At 75.5% G+C, this 15,793-nt stretch carries 13 protein-coding genes and 1 pseudogene; 11 read left to right on the top strand and 3 right to left on the bottom strand.

What is annotated here, in order from left to right:
• The 7 genes and pseudogenes from ACVCAH_RS21025 to ACVCAH_RS20995 form a co-directional block, all read left to right on the top strand.
• Nucleotides 1–436: pseudogene (locus ACVCAH_RS21025) on the top strand (hypothetical protein); the annotation flags it as partial.
• A gap of 9 nt (nucleotides 437–445) precedes the next feature.
• The gene (locus ACVCAH_RS21020) at nucleotides 446–871 is read left to right on the top strand and encodes a roadblock/LC7 domain-containing protein (RefSeq protein WP_447137882.1); all 426 of its coding nucleotides are present in this window, start codon (nucleotides 446–448) and stop codon (nucleotides 869–871) included.
• Nucleotides 861–1,253, top strand: coding sequence for a DUF742 domain-containing protein (locus tag ACVCAH_RS21015; protein ID WP_447137868.1), 393 nt, complete (start codon nucleotides 861–863; stop codon nucleotides 1,251–1,253). Before ACVCAH_RS21020 ends, ACVCAH_RS21015 begins: the two co-directional genes overlap by 11 nt.
• Nucleotides 1,234–1,830 carry a GTP-binding protein gene (locus tag ACVCAH_RS21010; RefSeq protein WP_447137867.1) on the top strand — a complete coding sequence of 199 codons (597 nt, stop codon included), beginning with the start codon at nucleotides 1,234–1,236 and terminating at the stop codon, nucleotides 1,828–1,830. The genes ACVCAH_RS21015 and ACVCAH_RS21010 overlap by 20 nt, the downstream gene beginning before the upstream one ends.
• Before the next feature lie 126 nt (nucleotides 1,831–1,956).
• Nucleotides 1,957–2,991, top strand: a complete 1,035-nt coding sequence (locus tag ACVCAH_RS21005; protein ID WP_447137866.1) for a lactonase family protein — start codon at nucleotides 1,957–1,959, stop codon at nucleotides 2,989–2,991.
• A 142-nt stretch (nucleotides 2,992–3,133) separates the two neighbouring features.
• On the top strand, nucleotides 3,134–4,891 hold the full coding sequence (locus ACVCAH_RS21000) for a substrate-binding domain-containing protein (RefSeq protein ID WP_447137865.1): 1,758 nt from the start codon (nucleotides 3,134–3,136) through the stop codon (nucleotides 4,889–4,891).
• Nucleotides 4,892–5,108: 217 nt separating this feature from the next.
• The gene (locus ACVCAH_RS20995) at nucleotides 5,109–6,593 is read left to right on the top strand and encodes a sugar transferase (protein ID WP_447137864.1); all 1,485 of its coding nucleotides are present in this window, start codon (nucleotides 5,109–5,111) and stop codon (nucleotides 6,591–6,593) included.
• A gap of 15 nt (nucleotides 6,594–6,608) precedes the next feature.
• Here the strand turns inward: ACVCAH_RS20995 and ACVCAH_RS20990 are convergent, their stop codons facing one another.
• Nucleotides 6,609–7,739, bottom strand: coding sequence for a PP2C family protein-serine/threonine phosphatase (locus tag ACVCAH_RS20990; RefSeq protein WP_447137863.1), 1,131 nt, complete (start codon nucleotides 7,737–7,739; stop codon nucleotides 6,609–6,611).
• Between the two features lie 96 nt (nucleotides 7,740–7,835).
• Here ACVCAH_RS20990 and ACVCAH_RS20985 point away from each other — a divergent pair, with 96 nt between their 5' ends.
• The gene (locus tag ACVCAH_RS20985; protein WP_447137862.1) at nucleotides 7,836–8,366 is read left to right on the top strand and encodes a MarR family winged helix-turn-helix transcriptional regulator; all 531 of its coding nucleotides are present in this window, start codon (nucleotides 7,836–7,838) and stop codon (nucleotides 8,364–8,366) included.
• Nucleotides 8,367–8,444: 78 nt separating this feature from the next.
• On the opposite strand, the gene ACVCAH_RS20980 is transcribed toward ACVCAH_RS20985, so the two are convergent.
• Both ACVCAH_RS20980 and ACVCAH_RS20975 read right to left on the bottom strand, forming a co-directional pair.
• Nucleotides 8,445–10,124, bottom strand: a complete 1,680-nt coding sequence (locus ACVCAH_RS20980; protein WP_447137861.1) for a PP2C family protein-serine/threonine phosphatase — start codon at nucleotides 10,122–10,124, stop codon at nucleotides 8,445–8,447.
• Between the two features lie 129 nt (nucleotides 10,125–10,253).
• A complete protein-coding gene (locus ACVCAH_RS20975) occupies nucleotides 10,254–11,519 on the bottom strand; it encodes an ROK family protein (RefSeq protein ID WP_447137860.1) in 1,266 nt (421 codons plus the stop codon).
• A 48-nt stretch (nucleotides 11,520–11,567) separates the two neighbouring features.
• Between ACVCAH_RS20975 and xylA the strand changes: the two genes are divergently transcribed.
• From xylA to ACVCAH_RS20960, 3 genes are read left to right on the top strand one after another with little or no spacing between them, the layout of a single operon-like run.
• Nucleotides 11,568–12,755: a xylose isomerase gene (xylA, locus tag ACVCAH_RS20970; protein ID WP_447137859.1), complete on the top strand. Its 1,188-nt coding sequence runs from the start codon at nucleotides 11,568–11,570 to the stop codon at nucleotides 12,753–12,755.
• An 11-nt stretch (nucleotides 12,756–12,766) separates the two neighbouring features.
• On the top strand, nucleotides 12,767–14,272 hold the full coding sequence (locus tag ACVCAH_RS20965; protein WP_447137858.1) for an FGGY-family carbohydrate kinase: 1,506 nt from the start codon (nucleotides 12,767–12,769) through the stop codon (nucleotides 14,270–14,272).
• A gap of 57 nt (nucleotides 14,273–14,329) precedes the next feature.
• A complete protein-coding gene (locus ACVCAH_RS20960; protein WP_447137857.1) occupies nucleotides 14,330–15,754 on the top strand; it encodes an MFS transporter in 1,425 nt (474 codons plus the stop codon).
• The last annotated feature ends 39 nt before the right edge of the window (nucleotides 15,755–15,793 follow it).

The raw sequence follows: 15,793 nt of genomic DNA, 5'->3' as shown, positions 1-15,793 counted from the left end.
TCCGATCTGGCCCCCGGCGGAGCCGTCCGCGGCCGGCCCGGCGGCTGCCGCGCCGCCCCCGCCGGCGGCGTCCGGGGACCGCCGGGCGGTGGACGCTCCCGGTCCGCGGCAGCCGGCCCTGGACGGTCCGACCCTGCGCCAGCCGGTGATCGAGACGCCGAGGTCCCGGACTCCGGAGGAAGCACGCCGGTTCATGTCGGCGTTGCAGGCCGGCACCGCCCGGGGCCGCCGGGCGGCGACCGAGGGCGGCGATCCGGGCCGCGGTACGACCGGACCTTCCGCCGGATCGACCGGCGGTGCGGCCGAGCCCGCCGGTGCTGCGGCCGGACCGGCTGCCGCCGCCGAGCCCGTACGGCCGGCCGGCGACGCTCCGGCCGCCGGTGACGCCGCCCAGCCCGCCGGGTCGGCGGCCACCGAAACCCCTGACCGCGACTGAGAGGGACGCCTGATGCTGCAGCCGACGAGGCAGAGTGCCGATCTCGACTGGTTGCTCGACGAGTTGGTGGACCGGGTGCCGCCCGCCCGCGAGGCGGTGGTGCTGTCGGCGGACGGGCTGTTGCTCGGCTCCTCCGCCGGGCTGGATCGGGCGGACGCCGAGCACCTGTGCGCGCTGGCCTCCGGCCTGTCCAGCCTGGCCCGGGGGGCGAGCCGGCACGTGGCGGGCGGGCCGGTCCGGCAGACCGTGGTGGAGATGGAGTCCGCGTACCTGCTCGTCACCGCGGCCGGACAGGGCGCGTGCCTGGCCGTGGTCAGCGAGGCGGACGCCGACATCGGCCTGGTGGCGTACGAGATGGCGATGCTGGTGACCCGGGTGGGCGAGAACCTGACCGCCCCGGCCCGGTTGGCGACGGGTGCGGCCGATGCGAACTGAGTCGCCCGGGCCGCAGCACGAGTGGCTGGACGACGACGCCGGCCCCGTCGTACGCCCCTACACCCTCACCGGCGGGCGGGTCCGCTCCGCCGCCGACGGCTTCGACCTGGTCGCGTTCGTGCTGGCCCAGCCCGGTGCCGACGTCGACGCCCATCCGGAACTGCAACCGGAGCACCGCCGCCTGGTCGGGCTGGCCGGCCGGCCGGTGCCGGTGGCGGAGCTGGCGGCCGACCTCGACCTCGCGGTCGGCGTGGTCCGGGTGCTGCTCGGCGACCTCCTGGCCCGGGGAATGGTCGCCGTGCACCAGCCGCCGCGCACCACCACGTACCTGCCCGACGACGACATCCTCAAGGCGGTGGTCAGTGGACTCCGTGCGCTATGACGGTGAGCGGGCCCGGATCCCGCTCGCCCTGAAGATCCTCATCGCCGGGGGCTTCGGAGCCGGCAAGACGACGCTGGTCAGCGCCCTGAGCGAGGTACGGCCGCTGCAGACCGAGGAGGTGTTGACCGGCGCCGGGATCGGCACCGACGACATCTCCGGGGTGGAGACCAAGTCGACCACCACCGTGGCGATGGACTTCGGCCGGATCACCATCAACGAGGACCTCCAGGTCTACCTCTTCGGCACCCCCGGCCAGGACCGCTTCTGGTTCCTCTGGGACGAGCTGGCGTTCGGGGCGCTCGGCGCGGTGGTGCTCGCCGACACCCGGCGACTGGCCGACTGCTTCCCGTCGATCGACTACTTCGAGCAGCGCGGGATCCCGTTCGTGGTCGGGGTGAACTGCTTCGACGGCTCCCGCCGGTTCAGCCTGGAGACCGTACGCCAGGCCCTCGATCTGGACCCCGAGGTGCCGCTGGTGCTCTGCGACGCCCGGGACCGGCAGTCCGCCAAGCTCGTGCTGATCGCGCTGGTCGAGCACGTGGCCCGGCAGCGCGGCGAGCCGGTGCCCGCGGCCTGACCCGGCGGGCTCACCGGGCCGCCCGGCCCGGGCGGGGAAACGGGAGGGGCGAATCAGGGCCAAGGGTCCGGCATTCCGGGAAGCCTCTGGTTGGATCGACGCAGGAGCGGGCGGAGGGTGGATCCGGTGACAGGTCAGGACGCGATCGTCCACATCGGCGGCTACACGGAGCACAGCGGCGGCCGGGCCACGGGCATCGTGGCGGCCCGGCGGGACCCGGACTCCGGCGCGCTCACCCCGCTGGGCACGGTCGCGGTCACCGCGTCGCCGTCCTTCCTGGTGCGGCATCCGGCCCTGCCCGTCCTCTACGCCGTCAACGAGCTGTCCATCGGTGAGGTCAGTGCCTGGCGGGTGGAGCCGGACGGCGGGCTCAGCCCGCTCGGCTCCCGGCTCAGCGGCGGCACCGAGCCCTGCCACCTGGCGGTCGCCCCGGACGGCCGGCACCTGTTCGTGGCGAACTACGGCGACGGCAGCGTGGCGGTGCTCCCGCTCGACCCGCAGGGGGTGCTCGGCGAGCGCACCGACCTGGTGCAGCACCAGGGGCACGGCGCGGACCCGGAGCGCCAGGACCGGGCGCACGCCCACATGGTCTCGCCGGACCCGGGGCGGGGGCCGCTGCTCGCGGTCGACCTGGGCACCGACTCGGTCTACCGGTACGACCTGGACGCCGCCACCGGCCGGCTGGTGCCCCGGGCGCCCCGGGTGCGTACCCACGCCGGGGCCGGCCCCCGGCACCTGGCCCGGCATCCGGACGGCCGACGCTGCTACCTGGTGGGTGAGTTGGACGCCTCGGTCACCACCTACGAGCTGATCGGCGGCGCGCTGCACCAGCGGGGCCGGACCGACGCCAGCGAGCGGGCCGGGCACGTGCAGCCCTCGGAGGTCGCGGTCGGGCCGGACGGGCGCTTCCTGTACGTCGCCAACCGGGGGGTGGGCACCGTCTCGGTCTTCTCCCTCGCCGGCGAGCTGCCGGAGCCGGTCGCCGAGGTGGACACCGGCGGGGAGTGGCCGCGGCACTTCGCGCTGACCGGGGCGCACCTCTACGTGGCCGACGAGCGGGCCGACATGATCCGGGTGTTCCGGGTCGATCCGACCACCGGCGTGCCGAGCCCCGTGGGCGAGCCGGTGCCGGTGTCGAGCCCCACCTGCGTCCTGCCCTGAACCACCGGAAACCCTGACGCGGCAACGCCTTGAGGCTGACCCATCACTCAGAGTCGCAAAACGGCGATCAACTGTTTCTCCTCCGTAACTTTCGTCCGAACGGTTATGGCAGTACCTCCTTGAAATACGCAAGATGGTCTGCGTGTCAGCAGGCCGCCATCGCATGCGTTCAAACCTCACCGGAGCCGTCGCCGCAGCAGCGGTCGGCGTTCTCGTCGTCACCGGGGGAGGTTGGTTCGGCTATCAGCAGCTCTCCGGGCCGGACTGCTCGGGCAGGATCGAGCTCTCCGTCGCGGTGGCGTCCGAACTCGCCCCCGCCGTCAGCGGCGCCGCCGACAAGTGGGTCGAGGACGGGGCGGCGGTCGGTGGCACCTGCATCGCGGTGACGGTGTCGGCCTCCGACCCGGTCGAGGTGGCCGCCACGGTGGCCGCCAAGCACGGCGCCGTGCTGGCCGGAGTCGGCCAGGCCAGCGGCACCGCGGTCAGTCCGGACGTCTGGATCCCGGATTCCTCCACCTGGCTGGCCCGGCTGCAGGACGGCGGCGCGGCCGCCTTCGACCCGGCCAACGGCGCGTCCATCGCGCGCAGCCCGGTGGTCGTGGCGATGCCCGAGCCGATCGCCTCCCGGCTGGGCTGGCCGGAGAAGAAGCTGTCCTGGAACAACCTGCTCGCCCAGTTGAAGAGCGACCGGCCGCTGAACACCGGGATCGTCGAGCCCACCACCGACGCCGCCGGGCTCTCGGGGCTGCTCTCGCTGACCGCCGCGGCCGCGGCCGCCGGGGGACCGGACGCGCAGCGGGACACCGTCGGCGCGCTGCGCGCGTTGGCCAACAGCCGCTCGAAGCTCCGCCAGGACCTGCTCGCCCGGTTTCCGACCTCCGCGGATCCGACGGCGATCGCCAGCGGCCTCGGCGCCGCGCCGCTCTCCGAAGAGGACGTGATCGCCTACAACAGCAAGAAGCCGCCGGTTCCGCTGGCGGCGCTCTACCTGGAGCCGGCGCCGATGCCGCTGGACTACCCGTACGCGGTGCTGCCCGGCATCGAGCCGGCCAAGGCGGCCGCGGCCCGGGTGCTCTTCGAGGTGCTCACCACGCCCGGCTTCCGTAACCGGCTGGCGGCGCAGTCGCTGCGCGCCCCGGACGGCAACTGGGGCCAGGGCTTCGCCGCGCCGGCGGGCGCGCCCAGCCCGGCCGGTGGCGCGTCGGCGCCCCCGGCCGCCGGCGGCAGCGCCGCCGGCGGGCTGGACGCGGCCGCGATCGGCAACGCCGTCTCCAGCTGGTCGATCGCCACCCAGTCCGGCCGGATGCTGGCCGTCATCGACGTCTCCGGCTCGATGAAGGCCGAGGTGCCCAGCGCCAACGGCGCCACCCGGCAGCAGGTCACCGTCGAGGCGGCGCGCCGTGGCCTGACCCTCTTCGACGACTCCTGGTCGATCGGGCTCTGGACCTTCTCCACCAACCTGGACGGTGCGCGCGACTACCGGCAACTGGTCCCGATCGGCCGGCTGTCGAACACGCGGGGACAGCTCGAGCAGTCGCTCAGCAATGTCAAGTCCTCCAAGGGCGACACCGGCCTCTACGACACGATGCTCGCCGCTTACGAGGAAGTCCAGGAGCGCTGGGAGCCGGGTCGGGTGAACTCGATCGTGCTCTTCACCGACGGCAAGAACGAGGACGCCAACGGCATCTCCCAGCAGAAGCTGCTCTCCGAGCTCAACAAGATCAAGGACGCGGAGCGCCCGATCCAGGTCGTGATCATCGGCATCGGCAACGAGGTCAGCAAGGCCGAGCTGGAATCCATCACGAAGGTCACCGGCGGCGGCGCGTTCGTCACCGAGGACCCGACCAAGATCGGCGAGATCTTCCTCAAGGCGATCGCGCTGCGCAAGGCGCCCGCCTGACCCCTCCGGCAGCCTGAAAAGGGCCCGTCGTACCGCTGTATCCGGTACGCCGGGCCCTTTTCCGTCCGCGGCCGGTCGGGAAAAGTGACGGCAATACGTCGGAAGCAATCGGCCACCATAGTTGTCGGGGCAGGATGTCGTCGTGCTCCCGGCACCGCCGGTCCCGCGATCCGGGCCGGCCGCGACCGGAGCCGTCGGCGAGCGAGTGGGAGGGCCGGTGACCTCAGCGACGCTGTTGACCCCCGCCCGGACGCCGCCGCGACCGGACGGCCCGCCGTACGGCCTGGTGGCCCGCGCCGACGAGCGGGCCTACGCCCGGGTCCTGGTGGTGCTCGACGCCACCATCCTGACCGTCGCGGTGCTGGTCGGCTACGTCGCCCGGTTCGGCGAGGAGACCCCGAGCGGGTCCAAGATCCCGTACGTGCTGGTGGCGCCCGGGCTGGTGCTCGCCTGGCTGGTCTCGCTCAAGGCGCTCGGCTGCTACGACGACCGGGTGCTCGGCTACGGCGCGGACGAGTACCGGCGGGTCAGCGCGGCCAGCCTGCGGCTGGCCGGCGGGATCGCGATCGCCGGCTACATCGCCGACGTCGGCGTCTCCCGTGGTTTCCTCGCCATCTCCTTCGCGGTGGGCACGCTCGGGCTCGAGGTGGCCCGGTTCGCCGCCCGCAAGCGGCTGCACCGCGCCCGGTCCCGGGGTGCCGGCTGGTCGCGCAAGGTGCTGGTGGTCGGCGACACCGCGCACGTGCTGGAGCTGGTGCACACGCTGCGCCGCGAGCCGTACGCCGGCTACCAGGTGGTCGGCGCCTGCATCCCGGACGCGCTGCTGGCCCCGGTCGCGCAGCGGCTGGGCGACGTGCCGGTGGTCGGCTCGTTGCGGGGCATCCCCGAGGCGGCCACCGCGATCGGCGCGGACACCGTCGCGATCACCGCCTCCGGCGAACTGACCGCCACCCGGCTGCGCCGACTAGGGTGGCAGCTGGAGGGCACCGGCGTCGACCTGGTGGTCGCCCCGGCGCTGACCGACGTGGCCGGCCCGCGCATCCACACCCGGCCGGTGGCCGGGCTGCCGCTGATCCACGTCGAGGCGCCCGAGTTCCGGGGCGCCCGGAAGCTGGTCAAGGGTTTCGTCGACCGGGCCGCCGCCTCGCTGGCCGTGGCGCTGCTGCTGCCGCTGCTGGCGGCCGTCGCGCTGGCCATCCGGCTGGACAGCCGGGGGCCGGTGCTGTTCCGGCAGACCCGGGTCGGCCTCGGCGGCCGGGAGTTCGGCGTGTTCAAGTTCCGCACCATGGTGGTGAACGCGGACGCCCTGCGGGCCGAACTGGCCGCCCGGAACGAGACCGACGGGCTGATGTTCAAGATCCGCGACGACCCCCGGGTCACCCGGATCGGCCGGCTGCTGCGCAAGTGGTCGCTGGACGAACTGCCGCAGCTGGTCAACGTCCTGCTGGGGCAGATGAGCCTGGTCGGCCCCCGCCCGCCGCTGCCCTCCGAGGTGGCCCGCTACGACGGCGACGTGGCCCGCCGGCTGCTGGTCAAGCCCGGCATGACGGGGCTCTGGCAGGTCAGCGGCCGGTCCGACCTGAGCTGGGAGGACGGCATCCGGCTGGACCTCTACTACGTGGAGAACTGGTCGCTCGCGGCGGACCTGACGATCCTCTGGAAGACCTTTGGCGCGGTGCTGCGCGGGCGCGGAGCGTACTGACCGCCCGGCGGCGGGTCACGGCTGCGGGCCGGTCCAGTCCAGGCAGACCACCACGGCGTCGTCCACCAGGTCGCCGGCCACGAACGCCCGCAGGTCGCCGATGAGCGAGCGGACCGCGTCCAGCGGCTCCATCGGGCCGGTCCGGCGCAGGAACCGGTCCAGCGCGGTCTCGCCGTACCGGACGTCCTGCCCGGTCGCGTCGATCACCCCGTCGCTGACCACGAAGAGCCGGTCCCCGCGGCGCAGCTGCAGGTACTGCTCTCGGTAGTCGGTCGCTTCGAACATGCCGAGCGGGAACTGCTCCTCCAGCGGCTGCTCGGTCACCTCGCCGTCGCGGACCAGCACCAGCCGGGGCGAGCCGGCGTCGACCGCCGTGACCACCCCGGTCCGCAGGTCGAGCTGCATCAGCAGGACGGCCAGGTGCTGGTTGCCCCGGTGCAGGTCGTAGATGGCCTGGTCGGCCAGCGCGGCCTGGTCGGCCAGGCCCAGCCCGGCCCGCCGGGCGTTGCGCAGCGCGTGGGTGGCGAGGGTGGTCAGCATCGCCGCGGCGACGCCCTCACCGGAGCCGTTGATGGTCGCCAGCCAGACCCGGTCGCCGTCGTCGGACCAGTCGAAGCTGTCGCCGCGCACCGCGTACGCCGGCTCCAACTGCCCGGCCAGGCTGAACGCGGGGCGGGTGCGGCTGCGGCCGGGCAGCATGTCCCACTGCATCTCGGCGGCGAGGGTGAGCCGCCGGCTGCGCCGGGCGGTCCGGTACACGTCCGTACCCGCCGAGACGGCGGCCAACTCGTGGGCCAGCGCGGTGGCGATCTCGGTCAGCTCGTCGAGCACGGCCGGATCGTCCGGCACCGGGGTGACCCGCAGCACCCCGCGCCGTTCCCCGCGCATCGACACCGGCAGGTAGCCGACCCGGTCGACGACGACCGGCGTCTGGTGGTCGAAGCAGCGCCACGCCGGATGCCCCGGCCCGGTGACCGCTTCCCCGTCGTGCAGTGGCAGCAGCGTGGCGAGCCGGTAGTCGACCTGGAGCAGCTCGGTGCCGGTGACTCCGTACGACCCGGCGAGCACGGCGGCTAGCCGGTCCACCAGCAGGTCGGCGGGCGACTCGACGAGGGTGCTCCGTGCCTGGTTGACCGGTTCGCTCATCGTCGCTCCTATCACAAGCCCAAAGACCAGCCGAGGCGGAGTAGTCTCGGGCCCACCATGGCGGAACTGCACGGTCCACCGGGACCCGACACGAGTATGGCTGCCGAGCTGGACGCGGCGGCCGGTGCCCTGCTGACCGTGTGGGAGGCTTCGCGCGAACGGACGACGAGCCGGATCTCCGGGGCCCAGCTGCGCGCCGTGATGGTGGTCGAGCAGCAGGACGGGATCAACCTGCGCCGGCTCGCCACCGGCCTGGACATGCTGCTCTCCTCGGCCAGCCGGCTCTGCGACCGGCTGGTCGCCGCCGGCCTGCTGGAGCGCGAGCCTGGCCGGTTCGACCGCCGGGAGATCTCGCTGCACCTCACCCCGGAGGCCCGCCGGCTCCTCGCCGAGTTGCGGGACGACCGCCGGCAGCAGCTCGCCGCGATCCTCGCGGACATGACGCCGGCCGGTCGGCAGGCCCTGCTGGCCGGGATGCGGGAGTTCGACGAGGCGGCCCGCCGGCGGGACGCCTCGGTCCGCTCCGTCGAGCCGGTCGGGCCCTGGTCGCCCGAGGCCGGCACGGCCGAGCAGGCGGCGCCGCCGGAGTGGCCGGCGGACGAGCAGTCGGTGGCCCGGACGGCCTGACCGCCGGCCCCCCGAACCCGGGCGCGGGCCCGTTTTCGGGCCGGCCGACCGGGCGGTCCCGGCGGCCGCCGGGGCGGATCAGCCGGCGTCCGCCGCCGCGACGGCGACCATGGCGATGTCGTCCTGGCTCTGCCCGGCCAGCCACTCGTCGACCAGCCGGAGCAGCCGGTCTACCAGCGCCGCCGGGGGCAGGCCGGCCGCCGCGCCGAGCGTCTCGCGCAACCGCCGCTCACCGAACAGCTCGCCGCCCGCCGGCCCGCCGCGCGCCCCGGTCACCCCGTCGGTGTACGCGAGCAGCAGTTCGCCCGGGGCGAGCCGGATCTCGGTCGCGGTGAACCGGGCGGCCACCAGGGCCCCCACCGGCGTCCCGCCGACCCGGACCGCGCCCACCGTGCCGTCGGCCCGCACCACCAGCGGGTGCGGGTGGCCGCCGCCGGCGACCCGGACCCGCACGCCGCCGTCCGGCTCGGCGTCGACGGTGCCGAGCAGCAGCGTGGTGAACTGGCTGCGCCGGGCGGCCTCCGGGGTGTCGAGCAGCGCGCGGTCCAGCAACCGGATCAGCTCCAGCGGCCGTCGCTCCACCAGCCGGAGCGTCTGCAGCGACTGGCGGACCCGGCCGGTGAGCACGGCGGCGCCGACGCCGCGGCCGCTGACGTCGCCGAGGGCGAACAGCGCGCCCGGACCGACGCGGGAGACGTCGTAGAAGTCACCGCCGATGCGCAGCCGGTCGCCGGCGGCCCGGTAGCCGCCGGCCAGGGTGACGCCGGGCACCACGGGCAGCTCGGGCGGGAGCAGGTTCTGCTCGAGCACCCGGGCCAGGTGGGCCTGCTCGCCGTAGAGTTCGGCGGCGCCCACGGCGGCGCCGGCCCGCGCGGCGTACTCCCGGGCCAGCTCGCCGTCGCGCCGGTCGAAACCGGCCCGGCCGGCCCGGCGTACCAGGACGAGGGCGCCGGCCGGGCGGCCGGGGCCGGGCATCGCGCAGACCAGCACTGGACCGGGCCGGCCGAAGGCGGGCGGGAGCAGGTCCGCGAGCGCGGTCAGCTCGGCGTCCCGCCACGGGTCGGGCTCGGCACCGCCGGCCGGCGCCGTCGACTCGGCGTGCGGCCAGGGCGCGGTCCCGCCGTTCAGCGCGTCCGACACGCGGGGCAGCCCGGTCAGGTCGGCCGGCGCCGGGCCGTCGGTGGGGGTCGGGTCGCCGTCGGCGTACCGGATCCAGCGCGGCCGCTGGTCGGCCGGGAACGGCGGCCGGTGCAGCACCAGGGCCAGGTCGGCGAGGTAGGGCACGGGCAGGGTCGCGGCGGCGCGCAGCGTCTGGTCGCGGTGCAACGAGAGCCCGAGGTGGCTGCCGGCCCGGGCCAGGAAGTCCGTCCGGGAGCGTTCGGCGCGCAGCGCCTCGGCCCGGGCCTGCTCCTCGGTGACGTCCCGCACGTACCAGGCGCACCGGCCGTCGGCGAGCGCCCGCCGGGTGCCGCGCAGCCGCCGCCCGTGGTGCTCGGTGTCGAAGCCGTCAGCCCCGTCCCCGGCGGCCGTGGCCAGCGCCGGCACGGCGCAGCGGGTCAGGTCGGTGCCGGGGGAGACCTCGGGCAGCAGGTCGGCGGCGAGCGCGTTGGCCAGCGCCACCACCTGGCCGGGACCGGTGGTGAGCACCGCCTCGGCCAGCCCGTCGAGCAGTTCGCGGGCGAGCCGGGGATCGGCCGGGAGCCGGCCGGCGGACGAGGCCACCGCGCCGGGGGCGCCGGCCGGTTGGGTGGTGGTCACCGCCGGTCGCCGGGCGCTCCGGTCTGTCGACCTGTGCGCATGCTGGTCGGGCACTCCTCGGATGGGGGTCGCTGCCTGCGGCAAGCGTACCGAGGCGGGCAGCGGGACGCCCGGGAGCGGGGTGCGGGGTCAGCTCGCCCGGGCCAGCCAGCCGCCGGGGCGCTCGACGATCCGGCGTACCACCGAGCCGGCCGCGCCGACCGCCGCGGCGGCCGCGCCGAGCGTCGCCGGGCGGACGGTCACCGGCGACCAGGCGGCGGTCAGCACCCGCCCGGAGATCTCGGCGAGCACCGGCGGGCACAGCCAGCGGGCCAGCGGGGCGTATCCGCCGCCGAGCACCACCGTGTCCAGGTCCAGCAGGTTCACCACGGCCGCGACCGCCACGCCGAGCGCGGTGCCGGCCTCGTGCAGGGCGCGCAGGGCGGCCGGGTCGCCGGCCCCGGCCAGCTCCGCCAGCCGGGCCGCCGCGGTGTCCGCCGGCAGGTCGGCCCCGGCCAGTCCGGCCGCCGCGAGGACGGCCTCCTGGCCGGCGTACCGCTCCAGACAGCCGCGGCCGCCGCACCGGCACGGCCGGCCCTCCGGGCGGACCGGGATGTGACCGATCTCGCCGCTCCAGCCGCGCGCGCCCCGGAAGAGGTCGCCGTCCAGCACGATGCCGGCGCCGATGCCTACCTCGCCGGAGATGTGCAGGAAGCTGGCCGGGCCGGGCGGCCCGGCGTGCAGCTCGCCGAGCGCGGCGAGGTTCGCCTCGTTGTCGACGACCAGGGGCGGCACGCCCTCGATCCGCTCGGTCAGCGGCGGGTGGCCGGCGAGCAGCGCGGGAACCGGCACGTCCCGCCAGCCGAGGTTCGGCGCGAGGCGGACCAGGCCGGCGTCGTCCACCAGGCCGGGCACGGCGAGCGCCGCGCCGGCCAGGGTGAGCCCTTGGTCGGCGGCGTCGGCCCGGGCCCGGGCGGCCAGCTCGACCAGCCGGGCGAGGGTTTCGGCGGGGCTGACCGGTCGCAGGTCGGCCCGGCGCACCGTGTGGTGCCGCACCCGGCCGCCGAGGTCGACCACGCAGGCGGCCAGGTAGTCGACGTTGATCTCCAGGCCGAGCCCGGCCGGGCCGTCGTCGGCGAGCACCAGGCCGCGGGCGGGCCGCCCCGCGCCGGTACGCGGTGTCGGCTCCGCCTCGGCCACCAGCCGCCCGTTGACCAGGTCCTCCACCACGGCGGAGACGGTGGCCCGGGTGAGCCCGGTCTCGGCGGCCAACTCGGCCCGGGACGGGGGGCGCCCGGCGGCGGCGATCCGGCCCAGCACCACGGCGAGGTTCAGCTCGCGCAGGCTGCCCTGCCGGACCGCCGCGGCGGGGGTGTCGGGTCGGCGCACCCCTTGACACTGCCACAGGTGCGGCATTTAATTCAACCACTGAACAAATAGCGGACGACACCCCGGAGGTCTGCCATGGCACCCCGTCCCACCCCCGCCGACAAGTTCTCCTTCGGCCTCTGGACGGTGGGCTGGCAGGCCCGCGATCCGTTCGGCGACGCCACCCGGGCGGAGCTCGACCCGGTCGAGGCGGTGCACCGGCTCGCCGAGCTCGGCGCGTACGGAATCACCTTCCACGACGACGACCTGGTGCCGTTCGGGGTCGACGCGGCCACCCGCGACCAGCACATCGCCCGGTTCCGCAAGGCCCTCGACGAGACCGGGCTGGTGGTGCCGATGGTGACCACCAACCTCTTCACCCACCCGGTGTTCAAGGACGGCGGCTTCACCAGCAACGACCGCGACGTCCGGCGCTACGCGCTGCGCAAGGTGCTGCGCAACGTCGACCTCGCCGCCGAGCTGGGCGCCCGCACCTTCGTGATGTGGGGCGGCCGGGAGGGCGCCGAGTACGACGTGGCCAAGGACGTCCGGGCCGCGCTGGACCGCTACCGCGAGGCCGTCGACCTGCTCACCCAGTACGTCCTCGACCGCGGCTACGACCTGCGCTTCGCGCTCGAGCCCAAGCCGAACGAGCCGCGCGGCGACATCCTGCTGCCCACGGTCGGGCACGCGCTCGCCTTCATCTCCACCCTCGCCCACCCCGAGCTGGTCGGCCTCAACCCCGAGGTGGGGCACGAGCAGATGGCCGGCCTGAACTTCGCCCACGGGATCGCCCAGGCGCTCTGGCAGGGCAAGCTGTTCCACATCGACCTCAACGGCCAGCGCGGCGTGAAGTACGACCAGGACCTGGTCTTCGGCCACGGCGACCTGCTCAACGCGTTCGCCCTGGTCGACCTGCTGGAGAACGGCGGCCCGGGCGGCGCGCCCGCCTACGAGGGCCCCCGGCACTTCGACTACAAGCCGTCGCGCACCGAGGACTTCGCCGGGGTCTGGGCCTCGGCCGAGGCGAACATGCGGACGTACCTGCTGCTCAAGGAGCGGGCCGCGGCGTTCCGCGCCGACCCGGAGGTGGCCGAGGCGCTGGCCGCGGCGAAGGTCGCCGAGCTGAGCACCCCGACGCTCGCCCCCGGCGAGACGTACGCCGACCTGCTCGCCGACCGGTCCGCCTTCGAGGAGCTGGACGTCGACGCGGTGGCCGCCCGGGGCTTCGGCTTCGTCCGGCTCAACCAGCTCGCCGTCGAGCACCTGCTCGGCGCCCGCTGAGGCGGCCGGCCGTGACCCTCGTCGCCGGGGTGGACTCCTCCACCCAGTCCTGCAAGGTGGTCGTCCGGGACGCGGAGACCGGCGCCCTGCTCCGGCAGGGCCGGGCGCCGCACCCGGACGGCACCGAGGTCGATCCGGAGGCCTGGTGGCGTGCCCTGGGCAGGGCCGTCGAGGCGGCCGGCGGGCTGGCCGACGTCGCGGCGGTCTCCGTCGCCGGCCAGCAGCACGGCATGGTCTGCCTCGACGACGAGGGGCGGGTCACCCGGCCGGCCCTGCTGTGGAACGACACCCGGTCGGCCGGCGCCGCCGCCGACCTGGTGGAGGAGGCCGGCGGCGGGGAGGGGGGCCGGCGGTTCTGGGCCGAGGCGGTGGGCAGCGTGCCGGTGGCCAGCTTCACCGTCACCAAGCTCCGCTGGCTCGCCACCCACGAGCCCACCGATCGGGTGGCCGCGGTCTGCCTGCCGCACGACTGGCTGACCTGGCGGCTGGCCGGCGCGCCCGGGCTGGACGCGCTGCGCACCGACCGCGGTGACGCCAGCGGCACCGGCTACTGGTCCCCGGCCACCGGGGAGTACCGGCTCGACCTGCTGGAGCGGGCCTTCGGCCGGCGGCTGCACGTGCCGACCGTGCTCGGGCCGGCGGAGCGGGCGGGCGTCCTGCACCCCGCGGCGTTCCGGGAACCGCTCGCCAACCTGGCCGAGGCCCCGTCCGGCCTGCCCTGGCCGCCCGGGCCCGGCCGGCCGTGGACCGGCGACGGCCCGCTGCTCGGCCCCGGAACCGGGGACAACGCCGCCGCCGCGCTCGGCGTCGGTGCCGGCCCGGGTGACGTCGTCGTCTCGATCGGCACCTCCGGGACGGTGTTCAGCGTCGCCGACGCCCCGGCCGCCGACAGCACCGGGATCGTCGCCGGCTTCGCCGACGCCACCGGCCGGTACCTGCCGCTGGTCTGCACGCTCAACGCGGCCCGGGTGCTCGACGCCGCCGCCGCGATGCTCCGGGTCGGCCTGGACGAACTGGCCGACCTGGCGCTCTCCGCCCCGGCCGGCGCCGACGGGCTGGTCATGGTCCCCTACCTGGAGGGCGAGCGGACCCCGAACCGGCCGCTGGCCACCGGTGCCGTGCACGGGCTGACCCTGCGCACCTCGACCCCGGCCCACCTGGCCCGGGCGGCCGTCGAGGGACTGCTCTGCGCGCTCGCCGACGGGCTGGACGCGCTGACCGCGCAGGGCGCCACCGTCCGCCGGGTGATCCTGGTCGGCGGCGGGGCGCGCTCGGCGGCCGTGTGCCGGATCGCCCCGCAGGTGCTCGGGGTCCCGGTGGTCGTCCCGCCGGCGGGGGAGTACGTCGCCGACGGCGCGGCCCGCCAGGCCGCCTGGGTCGCCCTGGGCGGCGCGACGCCACCCGCGTGGTCACTGAGCGGCACCGAGGAGTACGCCGCGGAGCCGGTCCGCGCCATCCGCGAGCGGTACGCCGCCGCCCGCGACCACTTCCTCGACCGGCTCGACGCCGAGGGGTGAGCGAGCGGCGCGCGCGCCTTCACCCGCTCGTGACCTGATCCTGGTTGGCTGCCGCACATGACCTTGACCAGCGGTGGGCCGACGCGGGCCTGGGGCGGTACGGCCGCGCACCGGTTCTACAGCGTGGTGGTCTTCGTGCTGCTCGCCTCGCTGGACAACGTGGCGATCGGCCTGGTGCCCCCGCTGTACGGGTCGATCGCCGACGCGTTCGACGTGCCGGAGCGGCTGCTCGGCCTGGTCACCGCGGTGAGTTTCCTGGCCAGCGCGGTGGCCGCGGTGGCCTGGGCGTACGTCGGCGACCGGGCCAACCGGAAGTCGCTGCTCATGGTCGGCACCCTGATCTGGGCGCTCGGCACCGGCGGCAGCGCGGTCGCCGGGAACTACCCCGCCTTCCTGGCCGCGCAACTGCTCGCCGCGGTCGGCCTCGGCGCGGTCGGTTCGGTCGGCTTCTCGGTGGTCACCGACCTGATCTCGCCCCGCCGCCGAGGGCTGGTGATGAGCTTCTGGGGGCTCTCCCAGGGCGTCGGCACGCTGGCCGGCACGCTGGTCGGTGGGCTGCTCGGGGCCGCCGACTGGCGGCGGCCGTTCCTGGCGCTGACCGTGGTCGGGCTGGCCGCCACCGCGGCCTACCTGTTCACCTACGACATCCGGCGCGGCCAGAGCCAGCCGGAGCTGGCCGACGCGCTGGCCACCGGCGCCGAGTACGACTACCGGATCAGCCGCGCCGACCTGCCCCGGATCCTCGGCCGGCGGACCAACCGCTGGCTGATCCTGCAGGGCCTCACCGCGCAGGCGGCCTTCGGCTCGCTGGTCTGGCTGCCGGTGCTGTTCACCCAACGGGCCGAGGCGCAGGGTTACACCGCCGGGACGGCGGTGGTGGTGGGCAGCGTCTTCGCCACCCTGTTCCAGCTCGGCGGGGTGTTCTCCATCGTCGGCGGGCTGGCCGGCGACGCGCTGCACCGGCGTACGCCCCGGGGCCGGGCCCTGGTCGCGGCGGTCGGCATCCTCGCGGCGCTGCCGTTCTACCTGGTGCTCTTCTTCGTGCCGATCCGCATCGACGTGCCCGACGGCGCCGCCAACGGCGCGGTGGTGCGGGCGGTGCTGGCCAGCGTGGTCACCGAACCGACCGTCGGGCTGAGTCTGCTCACCGCGGTGCTCGCGCTGGCGCTGACCTCGGCCAACTCGCCGAACTGGTTCGCCCTGATCGCCGACGTCAACCCGCCCGAGCACCGGGGCACGGTCTACAGCCTCGGCAACCTGGTCAACGGGGTGGGCCGGGCCGGCGGCAACTACCTGGTCGGGGTGGCCTTCCACGGGCTACGGGCGGCGTTCCCGCCGCCGCTGAACTACGCCGTCGGGCTGGCGGCGTTCCAGCTCTTCTTCATCCCGACCGGGGTCATGTACTGGCTGGCGTCGCGGACCTCGCCGAAGGACATCGCCGACGTGCACGACCTGCTGACCGCCCGGGCCGAACGGTTGTAGCGCCGGGCGGCCGGACGGTGCTGTCGCAACGAGCGTGAC

This window comes from Micromonospora sp. LZ34 (assembly GCF_052981855.1).
Note: the sequence above shows the minus strand (reverse complement) of the source record. Positions and strands in the feature narration are given on the sequence as shown.